The organism is Serratia sp. EWG9 (genome assembly GCF_019913725.1).
In the GTDB taxonomy this organism is placed as follows: Bacteria; Pseudomonadota; Gammaproteobacteria; order Enterobacterales; family Enterobacteriaceae; genus Serratia; species Serratia ureilytica.
In genome coordinates this window covers 283,140-301,749 of sequence record NZ_JADNRO010000004.1, presented here as the reverse complement: position 1 = coordinate 301,749, position 18,610 = coordinate 283,140, and the positions used below count along the sequence as shown (strand labels likewise).

The 18,610-nt window shown below is 61.7% G+C and carries 16 protein-coding genes; 4 read left to right on the top strand and 12 right to left on the bottom strand.

What is annotated here, in order from left to right; all coding sequences use genetic code 11:
• Positions 1-12: 12 nt before the first annotated feature.
• From ftsP to parC, 3 genes are all read right to left on the bottom strand, one after another.
• Positions 13-1,428: a cell division protein FtsP gene (gene ftsP / locus ITX55_RS12105; protein ID WP_033644615.1), complete on the bottom strand. Its 1,416-nt coding sequence runs from the start codon at positions 1,426-1,428 to the stop codon at positions 13-15.
• A gap of 132 nt (positions 1,429-1,560) precedes the next feature.
• The gene (locus ITX55_RS12100) at positions 1,561-2,295 is read right to left on the bottom strand and encodes a 1-acylglycerol-3-phosphate O-acyltransferase (protein ID WP_004937266.1); all 735 of its coding nucleotides are present in this window, start codon (positions 2,293-2,295) and stop codon (positions 1,561-1,563) included.
• A 246-nt stretch (positions 2,296-2,541) separates the two neighbouring features.
• Positions 2,542-4,815 (bottom strand): DNA topoisomerase IV subunit A, encoded by a 2,274-nt coding sequence (gene parC, locus ITX55_RS12095; RefSeq protein WP_004937261.1) that lies wholly within the window; start codon positions 4,813-4,815, stop codon positions 2,542-2,544.
• A 325-nt stretch (positions 4,816-5,140) separates the two neighbouring features.
• Between parC and ITX55_RS12090 the strand changes: the two genes are divergently transcribed.
• The gene (locus ITX55_RS12090; protein WP_164057063.1) at positions 5,141-5,722 is read left to right on the top strand and encodes an NAD(P)H-dependent oxidoreductase; all 582 of its coding nucleotides are present in this window, start codon (positions 5,141-5,143) and stop codon (positions 5,720-5,722) included.
• 33 nt (positions 5,723-5,755) lie between these two features.
• On the top strand, positions 5,756-6,064 hold the full coding sequence (locus ITX55_RS12085) for a putative quinol monooxygenase (protein WP_033644613.1): 309 nt from the start codon (positions 5,756-5,758) through the stop codon (positions 6,062-6,064).
• An 8-nt stretch (positions 6,065-6,072) separates the two neighbouring features.
• On the opposite strand, the gene ITX55_RS12080 is transcribed toward ITX55_RS12085, so the two are convergent.
• From ITX55_RS12080 to nudF, 6 genes are all read right to left on the bottom strand, one after another.
• Entirely contained in the window at positions 6,073-6,969 is an 897-nt protein-coding gene (locus ITX55_RS12080; RefSeq protein WP_047026465.1) for a LysR substrate-binding domain-containing protein, read from the bottom strand.
• Positions 6,970-7,051: 82 nt separating this feature from the next.
• A complete protein-coding gene (gene parE / locus ITX55_RS12075) occupies positions 7,052-8,947 on the bottom strand; it encodes a DNA topoisomerase IV subunit B (RefSeq protein WP_025304305.1) in 1,896 nt (631 codons plus the stop codon).
• Between the two features lie 46 nt (positions 8,948-8,993).
• Positions 8,994-9,578, bottom strand: coding sequence for an esterase YqiA (gene yqiA / locus ITX55_RS12070; protein WP_004937252.1), 585 nt, complete (start codon positions 9,576-9,578; stop codon positions 8,994-8,996).
• Positions 9,578-10,405 carry a 3',5'-cyclic-AMP phosphodiesterase gene (gene cpdA, locus ITX55_RS12065; protein ID WP_004937250.1) on the bottom strand — a complete coding sequence of 276 codons (828 nt, stop codon included), beginning with the start codon at positions 10,403-10,405 and terminating at the stop codon, positions 9,578-9,580. Before cpdA ends, yqiA begins: the two co-directional genes overlap by 1 nt.
• Before the next feature lie 27 nt (positions 10,406-10,432).
• On the bottom strand, positions 10,433-10,858 hold the full coding sequence (locus ITX55_RS12060) for a DUF1249 family protein (RefSeq protein WP_033651295.1): 426 nt from the start codon (positions 10,856-10,858) through the stop codon (positions 10,433-10,435).
• A complete protein-coding gene (nudF, locus tag ITX55_RS12055; RefSeq protein WP_004937242.1) occupies positions 10,858-11,490 on the bottom strand; it encodes an ADP-ribose diphosphatase in 633 nt (210 codons plus the stop codon). Before nudF ends, ITX55_RS12060 begins: the two co-directional genes overlap by 1 nt.
• 347 nt (positions 11,491-11,837) lie before the next feature.
• Here nudF and hasF point away from each other — a divergent pair, with 347 nt between their 5' ends.
• Together hasF and dhaR are read left to right on the top strand one after the other, a co-directional pair.
• Positions 11,838-13,337 (top strand): multidrug efflux transporter outer membrane subunit HasF, encoded by a 1,500-nt coding sequence (hasF, locus tag ITX55_RS12050; RefSeq protein WP_042785394.1) that lies wholly within the window; start codon positions 11,838-11,840, stop codon positions 13,335-13,337.
• A gap of 150 nt (positions 13,338-13,487) precedes the next feature.
• Positions 13,488-15,437 (top strand): dihydroxyacetone kinase operon transcriptional regulator DhaR, encoded by a 1,950-nt coding sequence (gene dhaR / locus ITX55_RS12045; protein ID WP_197815781.1) that lies wholly within the window; start codon positions 13,488-13,490, stop codon positions 15,435-15,437.
• On the opposite strand, the gene dhaM is transcribed toward dhaR, so the two are convergent.
• Genes dhaM through dhaK form a run of 3 tightly spaced genes read right to left on the bottom strand, consistent with a single transcriptional unit; the run spans position 15,434 to position 18,588 of the window.
• The gene (dhaM, locus tag ITX55_RS12040) at positions 15,434-16,864 is read right to left on the bottom strand and encodes a dihydroxyacetone kinase phosphoryl donor subunit DhaM (protein WP_164106456.1); all 1,431 of its coding nucleotides are present in this window, start codon (positions 16,862-16,864) and stop codon (positions 15,434-15,436) included. The two genes, dhaR and dhaM, sit on opposite strands and share 4 nt — an antisense overlap.
• Positions 16,865-16,875: 11 nt before the next feature.
• Complete coding sequence (gene dhaL, locus ITX55_RS12035; protein ID WP_046897285.1) at positions 16,876-17,508, bottom strand: dihydroxyacetone kinase subunit DhaL; 633 nt, start codon at positions 17,506-17,508, stop codon at positions 16,876-16,878.
• A 9-nt stretch (positions 17,509-17,517) separates the two neighbouring features.
• Positions 17,518-18,588 carry a dihydroxyacetone kinase subunit DhaK gene (dhaK, locus tag ITX55_RS12030; protein ID WP_033644603.1) on the bottom strand — a complete coding sequence of 357 codons (1,071 nt, stop codon included), beginning with the start codon at positions 18,586-18,588 and terminating at the stop codon, positions 17,518-17,520.
• Positions 18,589-18,610: the final 22 nt, after the last annotated feature.

Below are 18,610 nucleotides of genomic sequence, written 5' to 3'. Positions count from 1 at the left end.
CCGCAGAGCGGGTTACATCGTCGGCTGCACCATCAGCTGGCCGGCGGTGCCGCGATCGGCCATCTCCAGCGTCTGGCTGTAATACAGGAACGGGAAGTGTTCGGAGGTGGATTGGTTGAAATACACCAGCAGCTCGACGTCGCCATCGACCCAGACGGTATCCTTCCAGCCGCGATCTTCCGCCATCGGCTGCGCGCCGTTGACGCGTTTGATCAGGAACTGCACGCCCTGAATATGGAACGACTGCGGCGTATCCGCATGAATGTTCCAGCGTTCCCAGGTGCCTTGCTGCGCCTGTACGTCGATGCGGTTCATGTCCCAAATTGCGCCGTTGATGCCGACGCCGCCGTCGCCCAGGCGGAAATCGCGGGTGCGGCTGGCGCTGCCGTCCAACAGCTGATCCGCCAGCAGGCGCATCGGCAGGTTGTCGGTTACCAGCGGCAGCAGGCCGGTCGGGCGCAGCGTCAGCACCTGGGTGGACACCAGAATGCTCGACGGCTCGAACAGGCCGCGCAGGCGATCCATGATGCCCGCCGCTTCACCGGCGGTGATGGTCACCTCGTCGCCCTTCGACATGTCGATCAGCACTTCCCGGCGCTCGCCCGGCGCCAGCGACAGCTGCTGCACCGCAACCGGCGCAGGCAGGAAGCCCTGATCGCTGGCGATCACGTTGAACGGCCGCCCGTCGCTGAGCTGCAGGGTATAACGCCGCGCGTTGGAGGCGTTGAGCAAACGCAAACGCACCCAGCCGCGCGACACGTCGACATACGGGTTTTGCACGCCGTTGACCAACAGCGTATCGCCGACGAAGCCGCCCTGCGACGGCGCATCGTATTGCGGCGTGCCGAAGTTATCGAAGCGTTTGTCCTGAATGATCAGCGGGAAATCGTCGACGCCGTAGTGGTTGGGCAGCGGCAGCGCTTTGCTGACGGCATCCTCCACCAGCCACAATCCGGCCAGCCCGTTGTACACGTGCGGCGCCATGCGGTTTGGCGTGTTGGCGTGGTACCAGCAGGTAGCCGCCGCCTGACGAATGGGCAGCACCGGCGACCAGTCGACGTTGGGCGACATCATGCGCGGCGCGCCGCCCATCAGCGTGCCCGGCACCTGCAAACCGCTGATGGTCATCGCCACCGGCTCCTGCAGGCGGTTGCTGTAGATCAGTTTGACGTCGTCGCCGCTGTAAACCCGCACCGTCGGCCCCAGGTACATGCCGTTGATGCCCCACACCGCCGCTTTGCGGTTATCCATAAACGCCCAGTGGGCGCGCTGCAAGGTCAGGAACAGCGGCTGACCGCGGCGAGACTCCAGCAGCGGGGGAATGGGTAATGGGGTCTGCGTTCCGCTCGCCTCAGCCCTCAGCGGCACGGCGCCCGCGCACAGCGCCAGGCCCGATGCCTGTAAAAACTGACGTCGACTGAGTGACATATTTTCTCCATGAAAAGCAATAACTAAACCGTGTGCAAAACCCAAACGCCCGCCAATCAAGATTAGCAGGCGCTCAGGCGTTAACGGCGCTGAACGCCAATTAAAAAACTCTTCTTTGAAGCCGGTAGACTCTTATTTTTTGGCGGCGTTGCGCTGGGCGACTTCGGCGTCCAATTCGGCGATTTTCGCCTCCATCAGCTCGCGGCAATGGGCCGCCAGCTCGCGCACGTTTTCTTTGCCGTATTTGCTGGTATCCACCGGCGCCAACATCTCGACGATCACATGGCCGTTATTCCAGCGATTAAGATTTATATTACCGCTGGTGGTGGATACGCAGATAGGCACAATCGGCACGCCGGCGGCGATGGCCGCGTGGAACGCGCCGGTTTTAAACGGCATCAGCCCACGGCCGCGGCTGCGGGTCCCTTCCGGGAACATCCAGATCGAAATGTCTTTCTTCTTGAACTGCTCCGCCACCTGGGCGATGGTGCCGTGCGCCTTGGCGCGATTATCACGATCTATCAGCAGATTACCGGTCAGCCAATACAGCGGGCCGAAAAACGGGATCCACACCAGACTTTTTTTACCGACCGTCACGGTGCGCGGCTGCACGATATTAGAGGCCGTCACCATGTCGTAGTTATTTTGGTGGTTGGCGATATAGATGCAGTTGCCGTTGTTGGCCGCATCGGCCGGCACGCGGGTTTCAACCTTGATGCCGAACAGCGTCGACAGACGGCCGAAAAGATGACCGAAGGTCGCCACATGGCGAGGATTACGCGGACTGAACAAGCAATAAACCGAACCGAAAATACACACCAGAATACAGAAAAGAGTGGCGAGAACGGCACGCAAAATCAATAACATAACAACCTCATTAGCACACTGCCAACGCAGTTTACTTCGCTGCGCAGATTCCTTTACTCATTATTTGCCGACCAGGCGGAAAGCACGCCTATGTCGCCTGCATTTCTCGCTATTTTCCCGCCAGGCGGCAGTACGCACAATAATTTTATGCGCAGAAATGTTAACTATTTGGAAAATAAACGCCAGCAAAAATAAATAAGGCGGCCACAGCATGCTGCGACCGCCCGTTAACGCTGGTGCCAACGCTTACTCTTCGCTGTCGCCACCCGACGCCCGCACCGGCGCATCCACTTCGACGCGATCGATGCGCTGCAGGCCGCGCGGCAGTTGGGTGCCCTTGCGGCCGCGTTCCGCACGGAACTTCTGCAGATCTTCCGGACGCAGCGTCAGCTTGCGTTTGCCGACGTGCAGCGTGACGGACGCCTGCGGCGGCAGCACGAACAGCCAGGCCAGCTTGTCTTCACCGGCGGCGGCCTGCGCCGCCGGAATGGAGACGATCTTGTTGCCCTTGCCCTTCGACAGCTGCGGCAGATCGGCGACCGGGAACATCAGCATGCGCCCGGCGGCGGTGATCGACAGCAGCATATCGTCTGCGCCGTGGATCTCCATCGGCGGCAGCGCTCTGGCGTTGTCCGGCAGCGTGATCATCACCTTGCCGGCGCGGTTGCGCGCCACCAGGTCGTTAAAGGTGCAGACGAAACCGTAACCGGCGTCGGACGCCATCAGCAGCTTCTGATCGTCGGCCGCCATCAGCACCTGCTCGATGGTGGCGCCCGGCGGCGGCGTCAGCTTGCCGGTCAGCGGCTCGCCCTGCCCGCGCGCCGAAGGCAGCGTCATCGGATCGAGCGCATAGCTGCGCCCGGTAGAGTCGATAAATACCACCGGCTGATTGCTCTTGCCGCGCGCCGCGCCGCGGAAGCTGTCGCCGGCCTTGTAGCTCAACCCGGTCGGATCGATGTCATGGCCCTTGGCGCTGCGCACCCATCCCATTTCAGACAGCACGATGGTCACCGGTTCGGACGGCACGAAGTCGTGCTCGCTCATCGCCTTGGCTTCCGCGCGCTCGGTCAGCGGCGAACGGCGATCGTCGCCGTAGGTCTGCGCATCGGCTTGGATCTCTTTCTTAATCAGCGTATTCAGCTTGCGTTCGGACGCCAGCAGCGCCTGCAGCTGATCGCGCTCTTTCGCCAGTTCGTCCTGCTCGCCGCGGATCTTGACCTCTTCCAGCTTGGCCAGGTGACGCAGTTTCAGCTCGAGGATCGCTTCCGCCTGGGTATCGGAGATGCCGAAACGCTGCATCAGCACCGGCTTCGGCTCATCCTCGCTGCGGATGATGTGGATCACCTCGTCGATGTTGAGGAACGCCACCAGCAAACCTTCGAGGATATGCAGGCGCTTGAGCACCTTCTCGAGGCGGTAGTTCAGGCGGCGACGCACCGTATCGCGACGGTAGGCCAGCCATTCGGTGAGGATCTCCACCAGCCCTTTCACCTGCGGGCGGTTGTCCAGACCGATCATGTTCATGTTGATGCGGTAGCTGCGCTCCAGATCGGTGGTGGCGAACAGGTGATTCATCACCTGCTCCAGATCGATGCGGTTGGAACGTGGCACGATCACCAGACGCGTCGGGTTCTCGTGATCGGATTCGTCGCGCAGGTCTTCGACCATCGGCAGCTTCTTGGCGCGCATCTGGCTGGCTATCTGCTCCAGCACCTTGGCGCCGGAAACCTGATGCGGCAAGGCGGTGATCACCGCGCTGCCATCCTCTTTCTTCCACACGGCGCGCATGCGCACCGAGCCGCGGCCGCTCTGGTAAATTTTGCGAATTTCATCGCGCGGGGTGATGATCTCGGCTTCGGTCGGGAAGTCCGGCCCCTGCACGAACTCGAGCAGGTCATCGAGCGAAGCGCCCGGCTTGTCGAGCAGCGCCACCGCGGCGGCGGCGACTTCGCGCACGTTGTGCGGCGGAATGTCGGTCGCCATGCCGACCGCGATGCCGGTGGTGCCGTTCAGCAGGATGTTCGGCAGGCGCGCCGGCAACATCTTCGGCTCTTGCAGCGTGCCGTCAAAGTTCGGGATCCAGTCGACCGTGCCCTGGCCCAGTTCGGCCAGCAAGACCTCGGCGTATTTGGACAGGCGCGATTCGGTATAACGCATCGCCGCGAACGACTTGGGATCGTCCGGCGCACCCCAGTTCCCCTGGCCGTCCACCAGCGGATAGCGATACGAGAACGGCTGCGCCATCAGCACCATGGCTTCATAACACGCGCTGTCGCCGTGCGGGTGATATTTACCCAGCACGTCGCCCACGGTGCGGGCGGACTTCTTGAATTTGGCGCTGTTGGTCAGCCCCAGTTCAGACATGGCGTAGATGATGCGGCGTTGTACCGGCTTCAAACCGTCGCCAATGTACGGCAACGCCCGATCCATGATGACGTACATGGAATAGTTCAGATAGGCGTTTTCAGTGAATGTGTGCAGCGGTAAACGCTCTACACCGTCATGAGTCAGATCACTCATTACTCAATTATCCTCAGACCGTGGCTTGGCAATCCCTTGGACGACAAAAGGCATCGCTTGTCGATTCTGCCCGCGATAGTAACCCATCTGCAGGGTGGCTGTCACAGTTGGCGCAAGGATCGCCGGCGGCGGCCGGTTGCGCGCTGCGGTTTATGCAAAATTTCGCTGTCTGGCGGCCCGTTTATTGACTGGCAGTCAACACTGTTGTGCGCTGGATCGCATTTTTACTTGCCTGCCTAACGATTACACTCGTCGCCAGCGAGCTGGTTTCCGCCTTTTCGGCGGGAAGCATGCCATATCTTAACTCTGACGGGAGCCGCGAAAGATGAGCAATATCCTGATTATCAACGCTAAAAAACAATTCGGCCATTCTAACGGCGAACTCAACCAAACCCTGAGCGACGTGGCGGAAAGCTTCCTGCGCGATCTGCAGCACGATGTGCAGGTCACCGTGGTCGACGACGGTTATGACATCGAAGCAGAGGTAAAGAAATACCTGTGGGCCGACGCGGTCATCTACCAGATGCCGGGCTGGTGGATGGGCGAACCCTGGATCCTGAAAAAATACATCGATGAAGTGTTCACCGCCGGTCACGGCAGCCTGTATGCCAACGACGGCCGCTCTCGTTCTGACGAAAGCAAAAAATATGGCTCCGGCGGCCTGATCCAGGGCAAAAAATACCTGCTGAGCCTGACCTGGAACGCCCCGCTGGAGGCCTTCACCGATCCCGATCAGTTCTTCCACGGCGTCGGCGTCGACGGCGTTTACCTGCACTTCCACAAGGCCAACCAGTTCCTGGGAATGGAAGCGCTGCCGACCTTTATCTGCAATGACGTGATAAAACAACCGGATATCGAAGCGGACATCGCACGTTATCGCGAGCATCTGGCGATAATTTTTGCTTAACTGACGCAGAACATACTCATCAACGAGGTAAGCATGATCACCGTAATCGCAGAAATCAAAGTGAAACCCGGCCACCGCGCCACCGTACTGCAAGCCATTGAAAAGCTGGTGCCGCTGGTGCTGGCGGAAGAGGGTTGCGGCGAATACACGCCGATGGTCGACAGCAATACCCAGGCGCCGTGGCAGAAGCGGTCGCCGGATTCGGTGTTCATGCTGGAGAAATGGGAAAGCATGGCGCATCTGGAAAAACATCTGGCCATCGAGCACATGCTCAAACACCGCGACACCCTCAAAGACAGCGTGCTGGACACCGAGATCTACATCCTGGAAAACGCCCTGTAAGCTCCGCCTTATAACGTCTGCGCGTCGATGTGCGCGCTGACGTAGTCAAGAAAACAGGTGATGCGCGCCGCCAATTGCGTATTGCGGTAATACACCGCATTAATCGGCTGGCGCACGTCCAGCGTCTCCTGCTCCAGCAACGTCACCAACTTGCCCGCTTCCCGATCGCGTCGGGTCATAAAGTCTGCCAGCTGTACGATCCCCTCGCCCCGCAGCGCCAATTGCCGCAGCGTTTCACCGCTGGACGCCGAGATCGTCGGCGTGATGGTGAAATGCGGCGCCTGGCGATAGCGCAACGGCCACTGGTTCAGCGATTCCGGCTGGGTAAAACCGAGCAGACAATGCCGGTGCAACGCCTCCACGCTCTGCGGCGTGCCGTGCTTCTGCAGATAAGCCGGGCTGGCGAGGATGCGCAACCGGCTGGCGCCCAGCGCGCGCGCATGAATGGTCGAATCGCGCAACGCGCCGATGCGAATGGCGATATCCGTGCGTTTTTCCAGCAGATCGATGATCAGATTGTCGGTGTTCAGCTCGAGCGAAATTTGCGGATAACGTTCCCTGAACCCCGCCACCAGCGGCACGATGACGTGCTCCATAAAAGGCGCAGCCGCATTGATCCGCAGTCGCCCGGCCGGCATCTGCCGGCGCACCGCCATTTGTTCTTCGGCATTTTCCACCGAGTTGATGATCGTACGCGCATGGCTCAGGAAGCTTTGCCCCTCTTCGGTCAGCTCCAGGCGACGCGTAGTGCGGCGCATCAGGGTGGTATCGAGCTTATTCTCCAGGCGGCTGAGCGCGCGGCTGATGCCGGAAGTCGTCTGGCCGAGCTGATCGGCGGCGGCGGTGATGGAACCGCTGTCGACCACCGAAGTGAACGCCAGCAATTCTTCGAGCGTGATCTTCATGCATTCCGGCCCAGGTTATCGGGCGCCGCATGAACGCCCTGCGGGAAAGCCGGCCCGGCGTTTCACCGGGCCAGGGTCAGGCTCAGACCGCCAATTCGGCCATGTCGCCCTTGTCTTGCAGCCAGTTGCGGCGATCTTCCGAACGCTTCTTGGCCAACAGCATGTCCATCACCGCCAGCGTCTGATCGACATCATCTTCCGCGACCGTCAATTGCACCAGACGGCGGGTGTTCGGATCGAGGGTGGTTTCGCGCAGCTGCAGCGGGTTCATCTCGCCCAGCCCTTTAAAGCGCTGGACGTTCGGCTTGCCTTTCTTCCGCTTCAGCTGTTCCAGCACGCCGGCTTTCTCTTCTTCATCCAGCGCGTAGAACACCTCTTTACCGAGATCGATGCGGTACAGCGGCGGCATGGCCACATAAACGTGCCCGCCTTTCACCAGCGAACGGAAGTGGCGCACGAACAGCGCGCACAGCAGCGTAGCGATGTGCAGACCGTCGGAGTCCGCATCCGCCAGGATGCAGATTTTGCCGTAGCGCAACTGGCTGAGATCTTCGCTGTCCGGATCGATGCCGATCGCCACGGAAATGTCATGCACTTCCTGCGAGGCCAGCACTTCGTCCGAGGAGACTTCCCAGGTATTCAGGATCTTGCCCTTCAGCGGCATGATCGCCTGATATTCGCGATCGCGCGCCTGCTTGGCCGATCCGCCCGCCGAGTCCCCTTCCACCAGGAACAGTTCGGTCATGGCCAGATCCTGCGAGGTGCAGTCCGCCAGCTTGCCCGGCAGCGCCGGCCCGCTGGTCAGCTTCTTGCGCACCACTTTCTTGGCGGCACGCAGACGGCGTTGGGCGCTGGAAATCGCCAGCTCGGCCAGCTGTTCCGCCGCCTGAACGTTCTGGTTCAGCCACAGGCTGAAGGCATCTTTCACCACGCCGGAAACGAAGGCCGCGCACTGACGCGAAGAGAGACGCTCTTTGGTCTGCCCGGCGAACTGCGGATCCTGCATCTTCACCGACAGCACGTAAGCGCAGCGATCCCAAATATCCTCCGCCGACAGCTTCACGCCGCGCGGCAGGATGTTGCGGAATTCGCAGAACTCGCGCATCGCGTCCAGCAGCCCCTGACGCAGGCCGTTGACATGGGTGCCACCCTGCATGGTCGGGATCAGGTTGACGTAGCTTTCGGTCAGCAGCTCGCCGCCTTCCGGCAGCCACAGCAGCGCCCAGTCCACCGCTTCGGTATCACCGGCGAAATTGCCGACGAACGGCGCTTCCGGCAGGGTGATCAGGCCGTTAACCGCTTCCATCAGGTAGTCGGTCAGGCCGTCCTGGTAGCACCAGCGCTGCTCGGTGTTGTTCACCTTGTCGATGAAATAGATCTCAACGCCGGGGCACAGCACCGCTTTGGCTTTCAGCAGGTGAGTGAGGCGCGATACCGAGAAACGCGGGCTGTCGAAGAACTGTTCGTCCGGCCAGAAGTGCACGCTGGTGCCGGTGTTGCGTTTGCCGCAGGTGCCGGTCACCGTCAGGTCTTGCACTTTGTCGCCGTTTTCGAAGGCGATGCCGTAAACGTTGCCGTCGCGGCGCACGTTGACTTCCACCCGCTTCGACAGGGCGTTGACCACCGAGATCCCAACGCCGTGCAGGCCGCCGGAGAACTGGTAGTTTTTATTCGAGAATTTACCGCCGGCGTGCAGTCGGCACAGGATCAACTCAACCGCCGGCACGCCCTCTTCCGGGTGGATGTCCACCGGCATGCCGCGGCCGTCGTCGATCACTTCCAGCGACTGATCGGCGTGCAGGATCACGTCGATACGCTTGGCATGTCCGGCCAACGCTTCGTCGACGCTGTTATCGATCACCTCTTGGCCGAGGTGGTTTGGGCGCGTCGTGTCGGTATACATGCCGGGACGACGGCGCACTGGTTCTAGACCGCTGAGTACTTCAATGGCATCAGCGTTATAGCTGGATTGAGTCATCGTTGATTATTTTTTCGTGGTTAAAGGGAGGTGCCGGAACGGTCCGTCAGACCGCGTTTAGCCCTAAAAAATCCACAATCTGGGGGAAGTAGTGCTCGAAACCGACGAAGGCGTGGTTTCCACCCGACTCCACCGTTTGCCGACACGCGGTGTAATACGCCACTGCCTGGCCGTAATCGAGAATTTCATCGCCCGTTTGCTGCAGCAGCCAGATTAAATCCGGCGACTCCAAAGGATCGATCTGCATCACTTTCAGATCGTAAACGTGACGAGACTCTAACACATATTGCTGGCCGGTGTAGGGGTTCTCGTTGGCGCCGAGATAGTCGACCAGCAGCTCAAACGGCTTGACCGCCGGGTTGACCACCACCGCCGGCAGCGAAAAACACTGCGACAGCCAGGTGGCGTAATAGCCGCCCAGCGAGGACCCCACCAATCCGAGCGTTTGTCCGGCGCGTTCCAGCACCAGATTTTCCAGCATCTCGGCGGCCTCCGCCGGAAAGGCCGGCAGCTGCGGCACCAGCATCTCGATAGCGGGATGGTGTTCGGCCAGCCAGGCCTTGAAGGCCACCGCCTTGGCCGACTGCGGCGAGCTGTTGAAACCGTGCAGGTAGAGCAGTGTCGAAGGCATCAGTATCCATCCGAGTCCATATCGGGGCGGAAATCGTCGTTTTCCAGGCGGAACACCTGCGTCTCGACGCGGCCGTCCGGCAGCAGATCGAGGTAACGCCAGCCGGGGGAGACGTCGTCGATGGTAAAGTTAGTGCAGTGCGGCTTGAATTGCACGCAGGTGGACGGCGTCGCCAACAGACGCCGGCCCTGCCATTCCAGATCCAGATCCTGGTGAATATGACCGCACACCACGGTATTCACCTTCGGGTAGCGCAACAGGATCGCGCCCAGCATATGCGGGTTGCGCAGGCTGTGCTGATCGAGCCAGGTGCAGCCGGAAGGCAGCGGATGGTGGTGCAGCAGCAACAGCGTGTAACGCTCGGGGTGCGCCTGCAGGCAGCGCTCCATCCACTCGAGCTGGTATTCGCTCAGCTCGCCGTGCGGTACGCCGAACACCTGGCTGTCCAACATCAGCACCTGCCAGTTATCGCCCAGCAGCACCTGCTTGGAAGGGGCGATGCCGGCGGCGGCCAACGCGTCGACCATCGCCGGTTGGAAATCGTGGTTGCCCGGCAGCCACACGCACGGGGCCGGCAGTTGCGCGATGCCGGCGGCGAAGTGGCGGTACGCCTCCTGCGAATGATCCTGCGCCAAATCTCCCGTGGCGACGATCAAATCGACATCGCGGCGCTGCGCCTGAATGGCGTCCAGCACCGCGTGATAGCTGCGATAGGTATTGATGCCGAGCAACGTCTCGTGTTCGCCGGCAAAAAGGTGGGTATCTGTTATTTGTAGAATCCTGACCGCGGCCCCACTCGCCACGGGCAGTTTAAACAGGCTTTCCAAATGGTGTCCTTTGTTATTTCAGTCTGTCTAACAAACCGGAACCGCCATCGCTCCATGCGCCAAACAGTAGCGCAGCCAATCAGCAAGAAACTGGTTAATTTGATGCTTTTCGTCGCGTTGATGCAACTTTTTATTAGGATAATCATAACGCGCTTTAAAGCGGTAGATCTGCTGACTGGAACACACTTCCGCAACCATGGCGTCATGGTATAACCGCACCGTCATCGCGGGCAGGCTCCAGTAGCTGACCGCCGGAAAGATCTGCTCGATCTCCACCAGCGACGTGTAACGCGTGGACTCAACAATGGTCAAACGATAGCTAGCGCCGTTCACCTGATAAGTCACCGTTTCGCCCGCTTCGTCGTTGCGCGGCAGCAAGCGGCGCAATTGCGCGAAGTTGGTTTCGCACAATCTCATCATTTCGGGGAAATCAGGGGTATAGCGCTGTTTCATTAGTTGGCCCACTCTTTTCTCAACGATTCATGGTGCAACGCCAGCCATTGCAATGCAATCACTGATGCGGCGTTATCGATCGCGCCCTCTTCCACCCAGCGGTAAGCCTGCTCACGGCTGACCACATGGACGCGAATATCTTCATGCTCTTCCGCCAGGCCGTGGATGCCTTCGGCGGTGCCGGCGTCCACCTCGCCGACCATGATCGACAAGCGTTCGCTGGTGCCACCGGGGCTGGCCAGATAGCTCAGCACCGGCTTGCAGCGCCCGACCACCACGCCGGCTTCTTCCTGCGCTTCGCGGCGGCACACGTCTTCGACGCTTTCGCCGGTTTCGATCATACCCGCCACCATTTCAAGCAGCCAGGGCGAATTACTGGTATCGACCGCGGCGATGCGCAGTTGTTCAATCAGCACCACTTCATCGCGCACCGGGTCGTAGGGCAGCAGCACCGCCGCATGGCCGCGCTCGAAAATTTCACGCGTGATTTCAGGACTCATTTCGCCATTGAACAAGCGATGGCGAAACCGGTATAAATTGAGTGAAAAAAAACCACGGTACAGCGTCTCGCGTGCAATAATTTCTACATCTTTTTTATCGAAGGTGACGGGTGACGGCTGCGAACGGTTCATGCGCGAATTCTCCTGCGTGAGTATGCCGATAAAATAAACGGTTTTGATGACAGAAACAGCGGGTCTCACCACCGCCGCTTTATGTTAGGCTGTTTTTCGCCGCCGGACGCGGCGCGTTTGTGCGCTCGCGGGTAATAGCGGGAAACAATCCTGATTGTCAGCCATAATATCAGCTGCAGTCGGCCCGGGCAGTACGCCAAGGTAAATGGGCGGTCTGAAAGGTAAAAGTTACGTGAGATGGCACATTCAGCCACCTGATGCGTACCGCAGACTCTGCTAGAATCGGCAACTATTTCGTCTATCGTCAGCGCTAACATAGCAATATTGCTGCACAACAAGGAATGCAAATGAAGAAACTGCTCCCCCTTCTTATCGGACTGAGCCTGGGCGGCTTCAGTGCAATGAGCCAGGCAGAGAACCTGCTGCAGGTCTACAAACAGGCCAGGGAAAGTAACCCGGATCTGCGCAAAAGTGCTGCTGACCGCGACGCCGCATTCGAAAAGATCAATGAAGCGCGCAGCCCGCTGCTGCCGCAGCTCGGCCTGACCGCCGGTTATACCCATACCAATGGCTATCGTGACCAGCGCGATCAGAACAGCAACGCAACCAGCGGCTCGCTGGCGCTGACGCAAACTATCTTCGACATGTCGAAATGGCGCCAGCTGACGCTGCAGGAAAAGACCGCCGGCATCTCCGACGTCACCTTCCAGACCGCTGAGCAACAGCTTATTCTCAACACCGCCACCGCCTACTTCAACGTGCTGAAGGCGATCGACACGCTGTCGTACACCCAGGCGCAGAAAGACGCGGTGTACCGCACGCTGGATCAAACCACTCAGCGCTTCAACGTGGGCCTGGTGGCGATCACCGACGTGCAGAACGCGCGCTCGAACTATGACACCGTGCTGGCGGCGGAAGTCTCCGCCCGCAACGATCTGGACAATGCGCTGGAAACGCTGCGTCAGGTCACCGGCAGCTTCTACCCTGAGCTGGCCTCGCTGAACACCGATCGCTTCAGCACCCAGCGCCCGGAAGCGGTGAACAACCTGCTGAAAGAAGCGGAAGCGCGCAACCTGAGCCTGCTGTCCGCCCGCCTGAGCCAGGATCTGGCGCGCGAGCAAATCCGCGCCGCACAGACCGGCTATATGCCGACCATAGATCTCAGCGCGTCCACAGCGATTTCAAATACCAAGAACAATGGCTCGCGCAATACCACTCCTGACGCCGATATCGGTCAGAACAAAGTCGGTCTGAGCTTCAACCTGCCGCTGTACAGCGGCGGCGCGACTAACTCGCAGGTTAAACAAGCGCAGTACGGCTTTGTCGGCGCCAGCGAGCAGCTGGAAAGCGCTCACCGCAGCGTGGTGCAGACCGTGCGTTCATCGTTCAACAACGTTAACGCTTCGATCAGCAGCATCAACGCCTACAAACAGGCGGTGATCTCCGCACAGAGCTCCCTGGACGCGATGGAAGCCGGTTATCAGGTCGGTACCCGCACCATCGTCGATGTGCTGGACGCCACCACCACGCTGTATAACGCCAAACGTCAGCTGTCCGACGCGCGTTATACCTATTTGATCAACCAGCTGAACATCAAGTCGGCGCTCGGCACGCTGAACCAGAACGATCTGCTGCTGCTGAACGGCGCGTTGGGCAAGCCGGTATCGACCGCGCCTGACGCCGTCGCACCGCAAAACCGCGCGCAGGACGCCTATGCGGACGGTTATCAGGACAATGCGCCGATGCAACAGACTGCGGCGCCGGCACCGGCGGCCACTCGCGCATCCGCGCCGGCCGTTACCACCAGCCAACCGGCTCGCCACAGCGGCAACCCATTCCGCAACTGATGTCCGCACGCTGATAAACACGGGGTCCGGCCTGCGCCGCGCCCCGTTTTTTTTGTCCCGATTTTCCCCGCTTCTGCCCGCCGCCTCACAGCCGCCGCTGCGCCAGGTGATATCATCGTCACTCTCGTTTTCGCAGTTGGATGAGGTTCGATGGACAACGATTCACGTTGGCAGCAACTGATTAACGACGGCGAACTGCCGCCGCCGCTGCGCCCGACGCCGGCGGTGTACGCCTCCTGGCTGCGTTGCCGCAGCCTGATGCAGCCCGATGTCTGGCAAGCGCCGCACCGTGCGCAGGGCGCCACCTTCGAATCGATTTGCCGCCGCAAGAACGATCTGCTGACGCTCGGCCAGGCGGCGCTGGAAGACGCCTGTGAATACATGGAGCCGCGGCGTTGCCTGCTGATGATCCTCGACGAGAGCGGCTGCATGCTGTGGCGCTGCGGCGACGCCCAAACCTGGGAGCATCTGCAGCAACTGGGATTCGCCCCCGGCGCTTACTGGGCCGAAGGGCAGATAGGCACCAATGCCCCGGCGCTGGCGGCGGCGGAAGGCCACCCGGTGCGGGTGAGCGGTAAAGAACACGTGCGCCGAGCGCTGCACGGCTGGTCGTTCTGCGCCACGCCGGTCTACGACAACAGCGGCCGCCAGCGCGGCTCGATCGCGCTGGGCTGCCTGCTGGCCGACTGTGCCGCCGGCGATCTGTCGCTGACGCTGGCCATCGCCCGCGAAATCGGCAACTCGCTGAACGCCGACGGCCTGCTGGCGGAATCCAACCGCCATCTGAATCAGCTTTACGGCCTGCTGGACGGCGTGGACGACGGCGTCATGGCCTGGGATCACCGCGGCTACCTGCAATACATCAACCAGCGCGCCGCCGGCCTGCTGAAGCTGGACGAACAGCAGAGCCAGGGCAAACCGTTGGCGCAGCTGTTGACGCTGCCCGCGCTGCTCAAGCGCGCCATCGCCGATCGCCAACCGCTGCAACACGTCGAAGTCACCTTCGAAAGCCAGCGGCAGTTTATCGCCGCCTTGCTGACGCTCAAGCCGATTTTCGACGGCGATCGCTGCAGTTTCATCGCCCTGCTGCACCCGCTCGAACGGCTGCGCCAGTATGTCAGCAGCCAGCTGGGGCGCGTCAGCCACAGCTTCGAACAGATGCCCTCCACCTCGCTGGAAATGCGGCGACTGATCCGTTACGGGCAGCAGGCGGCCAAAGGCCAGCATCCGATCCTGTTGCGTGGGGAAGAAGGCGTTGGCAAAGAGCTGCTCAGCCAGGCTATCCACAACGCCGGCGAGCGCGCCGCCGGGCCGTATATCGCCCTCAACTGCCAACTGCTGCCGCAGGCGCAGGGGCTGCGTGAGCTGCTGGGCAGCGACGCCAGCGAAGAAGAGGCGGGCCAGCTCAGTAAATTCGAATTGGCTAACGGCGGCACGCTGTACCTGGAACAGATCGAATACCTGCCGGCGGAGATGCAGTCGGCGCTGCTGCAGGTGCTGAAAACCGGCGTGGTGATCCGCCTCAATTCCAGCCGGGTGATCCCGGTCGATGTGCGGGTGATCGCCGGCAGCGCCGCCGACCTGCCGCTGCTGGTGCAGCAAAACCGCTTCCGCCGCCAGCTGTTTTACAGCCTGCAGGCGTTCGAGATCCAAATCCCGCCGCTGCGTCAGCGGCTGAGCGATATTCCGCTGCTGGTCAAACATCATCTGCGCACGCTGGAGCAACATTTTCAGTGTCGCTTCCAGGTGGATGACGAGGTGATGGCTCAGCTGGCGCTCTATCTGTGGCCGGGCAACGATTTGGAACTGAAAGGGGTGGTGGAGCGCGCGGCAATGATTTGCCACGGCCACCACATCCAGCTGGCGGACCTGCCGGCGCACCTGCTCGGCCAACCGTCGCTGCTGGAAAGCGATCCGCAGCCCGGCGCGCCGCTGTTGACGCTGACGGACATGGAGCGCCAGGCGATCCTGCGGGCGGCGACCGTCAGCCGCGGCCAACTGACGGAAATGGCGCAGTTGCTGGGCATCGGCCGCACCACGCTGTGGCGGAAGATCAAACAGCACGGGATCGACATCCGCCAGTTCAAGCTGCGCGCCTAGTGGCTGAGCTGCAACACCCCGCGCGCGGCGTCCAGCATCGCCTTCTGGCCGCTGCGGGTTTTGCTCAGGCAATCCTGCATGCCGACCACCATCGGAATGCCCATCGCCTTCGCCAGAATGGCGCTGTGCGAGAGGGCATTGCCGCCGCTCAGGCAGATGCCGAGCACCAGTCGGCGATCCAGCATCACGACCTCTGAGGGCATCAGCTCATCCATCACCAGTATTGACGGCTCTGCGAGCGCAATGGTCGGCAGCGGCTGCCCCTGCAGGTGGCACAGCGTACGGCGCAGCATGTCGCGCACGTCCAGTTCGCGCGCCCGCATGTAGTCGTCATCCAACTCGCGGTACTCTTCGGCGATCGCCTCCAGCACCTGCCGCCAGGCCTGCTCGGCGCTGCACAACTGCTGCGCAATACGGGTGTAAGCCGCCTGCTGCAGATCCGGATCGTCCAGCAGCATGCTGTGGGCGCCGAAGATAGCCGCCTGCGGCTTGCCGATCAGCGTGCCGGTGCGCTCCGCCAGCCGGTTGAGATCGCTCAACGTGTGCTGCAGCGCCTCCCGCAGGCGTTGCTGTTCGCCCAACACCTCGTCCGCGCCGATCCGGCGCTCGGCGGCTGACGGCCAGACACTGCGGGCCTGGAACACCGGCCCGCTGGTGACGCTTTCCGCCACCGGAATGCCGTGCAGCGAAGGCTGCTGCCGCTCGGAGACCGTCTCGCCGAAATGCTGCTCCGCCAGCGTTTTGAACGCCGCCAGCGCCTCGTCCGCCTGCGCGCCGTCGGCGATCAAACGGATGGTGTCGCCGTGGCGCACCTGCAGCAGCGCCAGCTGATTGAGGCTGCGCGGATCGACGCACTGCCCCTGTTTTTCCAGCACCAGCTCAGCCTTGAACGGCGCCAGCGCTTCGACCAGCCGCGCCGCCGGGCGCGCGTGCAGTCCGTGCGGGTTCTGCACCGTCCAGGTTGCGCTTTTGCCCTGCACCAGCGGCAAGGCCGCACGCTTCGCGGCCGGTGAAGCCTCGCCCAGCTGCGCTTGCTTGGCCTGCAGCGCCCCCTGCGCCTCCGCCACCACCTGCTCCAGCGAAGCGCCGGAGTTGGCGGCCACCACCGCCGCCAGCGTGCCTTCGATCAGCGGCGCGGCGCACAGCCGCACCTTGGCGGCCAACTCCGGATCCAGCAGATCGAGCGCGGTTTCGGCACTGAGCAGCGCGCTGCCCAGATCCATCAGCACCAGAATGCCATCGCCGTCGGCGACCGCTTCGATCGCCTCCATGACGTTGACCGCGTCGGTACCGATCGGGTGCTCCTCGTCATCCACGCCCGCCGCCAGCGCCAGCTTGCAGCCGTCGCCGCGCATCATCTGCCGCGCCAGTTGCTCAACGCCGCGCGCCAGCAACGCGCTGTGCGACACCACCACGATATTAATCATCTCGCCTCCTGCTAACTGCCGGCGACCTCGGCCAGCGTTTTCATCATCAGCATCACCGAAGTGGCGCCGGGATCCTGGTGGCCGATGCTGCGCTCGCCCAGGTAACTGGCCCGCCCCTTGCGCGCCTGCATGGTGATGGTGCTCTCCACCGCCCGCTCGGCGCTGTCGGCGGCGCGCTGCAGCGCCTCCGCCACGCTCAGGTTCTGCTGCGCGGACTGGCCGAGGCTTTCCACCACCGGCCACCAGGCATCGCACATGGTCTTGTCGCCCGGCTCCGCCTTGCCGCGCATCACCACGCCTTCCACCCCTTCCTGCATCATTTGATGCAGCTCCGCCAGATCCAGGCTTTGCTTGGCGTTCGCCGCCTGCGCCGCGCGGATGAAGAAGGTGCCGAACAGCGGACCGCTGGCGCCGCCTACGCTCGACAGCAGCGTCATGCCGGTGTTTTTCAGGATAAAGCCGATATCCTTGTCCGCCACCGACGGCAGCTTTTCCACCACCTTATTGAAACCGCGATTCATGTTCAGGCCGTGGTCGGCATCGCCGATCTCGGTGTCCAGTTGGGTAAGAAAATCGCGCTCTCGGCTGAACACTTCGCCGCAACGCATCAGCCAATCGACGACCTGTTGTTTGGTCAACGCCATAATTCCTCCTCAGCAACCCCAACGCAGCGCAGGCGTTTTCACCGGCGCATCCCACAAGGACAACAGTTCGTCGTCCACGTTCAACAACGTGATGGACACGCCCTGCATATCGAGCGAAGTGCAATACGCGCCCACCAGGTTGCGTTCGATGATGATGCCCGCTTCGGCGCAGCGCTCCGCCAGCCGATGGTACACGCCGTACAGCTCGGACAGCGGCGTGGCGCCCAGGTTGTTGACCAACGCGATCACCCGATCGCCGCGCGTCAGCGGCTGCTTGGTCTGCATCTCGTCGCGCCACTCGCCCTGTTGGCGATCCCAAACGCGGATCGTGCGCTGATAGTGGCCGTGGTCGATCAGCGTATGGAACATGTCATCCACCGCCGCGTTGAGCGTGGTGAACGGACGGCGCGCAATGCCCGGTTCGCCGTGAATGCCGACGCCGAACTCCATCTCATTCTCCGCCAGGGTGAACGACGGTTTGCCGGCGGCGGGGACGGTACAGGCGCCCAGCGCGATACCGATCGAATGCCCGTGGTTGTTGATGCGATGCCCCAGCGTCACCACGCTGTCCAGATCGTCGCCGCGCGCCGCGGCGGCGCCCAGCAATTTCTCCATCAGCACGGTGTTGGCCACCCCGCGCCGCCCGGCGGTGAACAGGCTGTCCTTGACCGCCACGTCGTCATCTACCAGCACCGTCGCCACCGCGACGCCGCTGTCGTGCAGCAGCTCGGTGGCGGTTTCGAAGTTGAGCACGTCGCCGGTGTAGTTCTTGATCAGCAGCAGCACCCCGGCGCCGCCGTCGATCGCCTGACCGCACTCGTACATTTTATCCGGCGTCGGCGAGGTGAAAATCTCGCCCGGACAGGCGCCGTCGAGCATCCCTTCACCGACGAAACCGCAGTGCATCGGCTCGTGGCCGCTGCCGCCGCCGGACAGGATCGCCACTTTGCCCGCTACCGGCGCGTCGGCGCGGGTGACGAACGCCGGATCCGCATGCACCAGCAACTCGGGATGAGCCTCCGCCAGCCCCTGCAACTGCTCTTCCAACACCGACTCGACCTGATTAATCAGTTTTTTCACGATGGTTTCCTCTGTAAGCCAG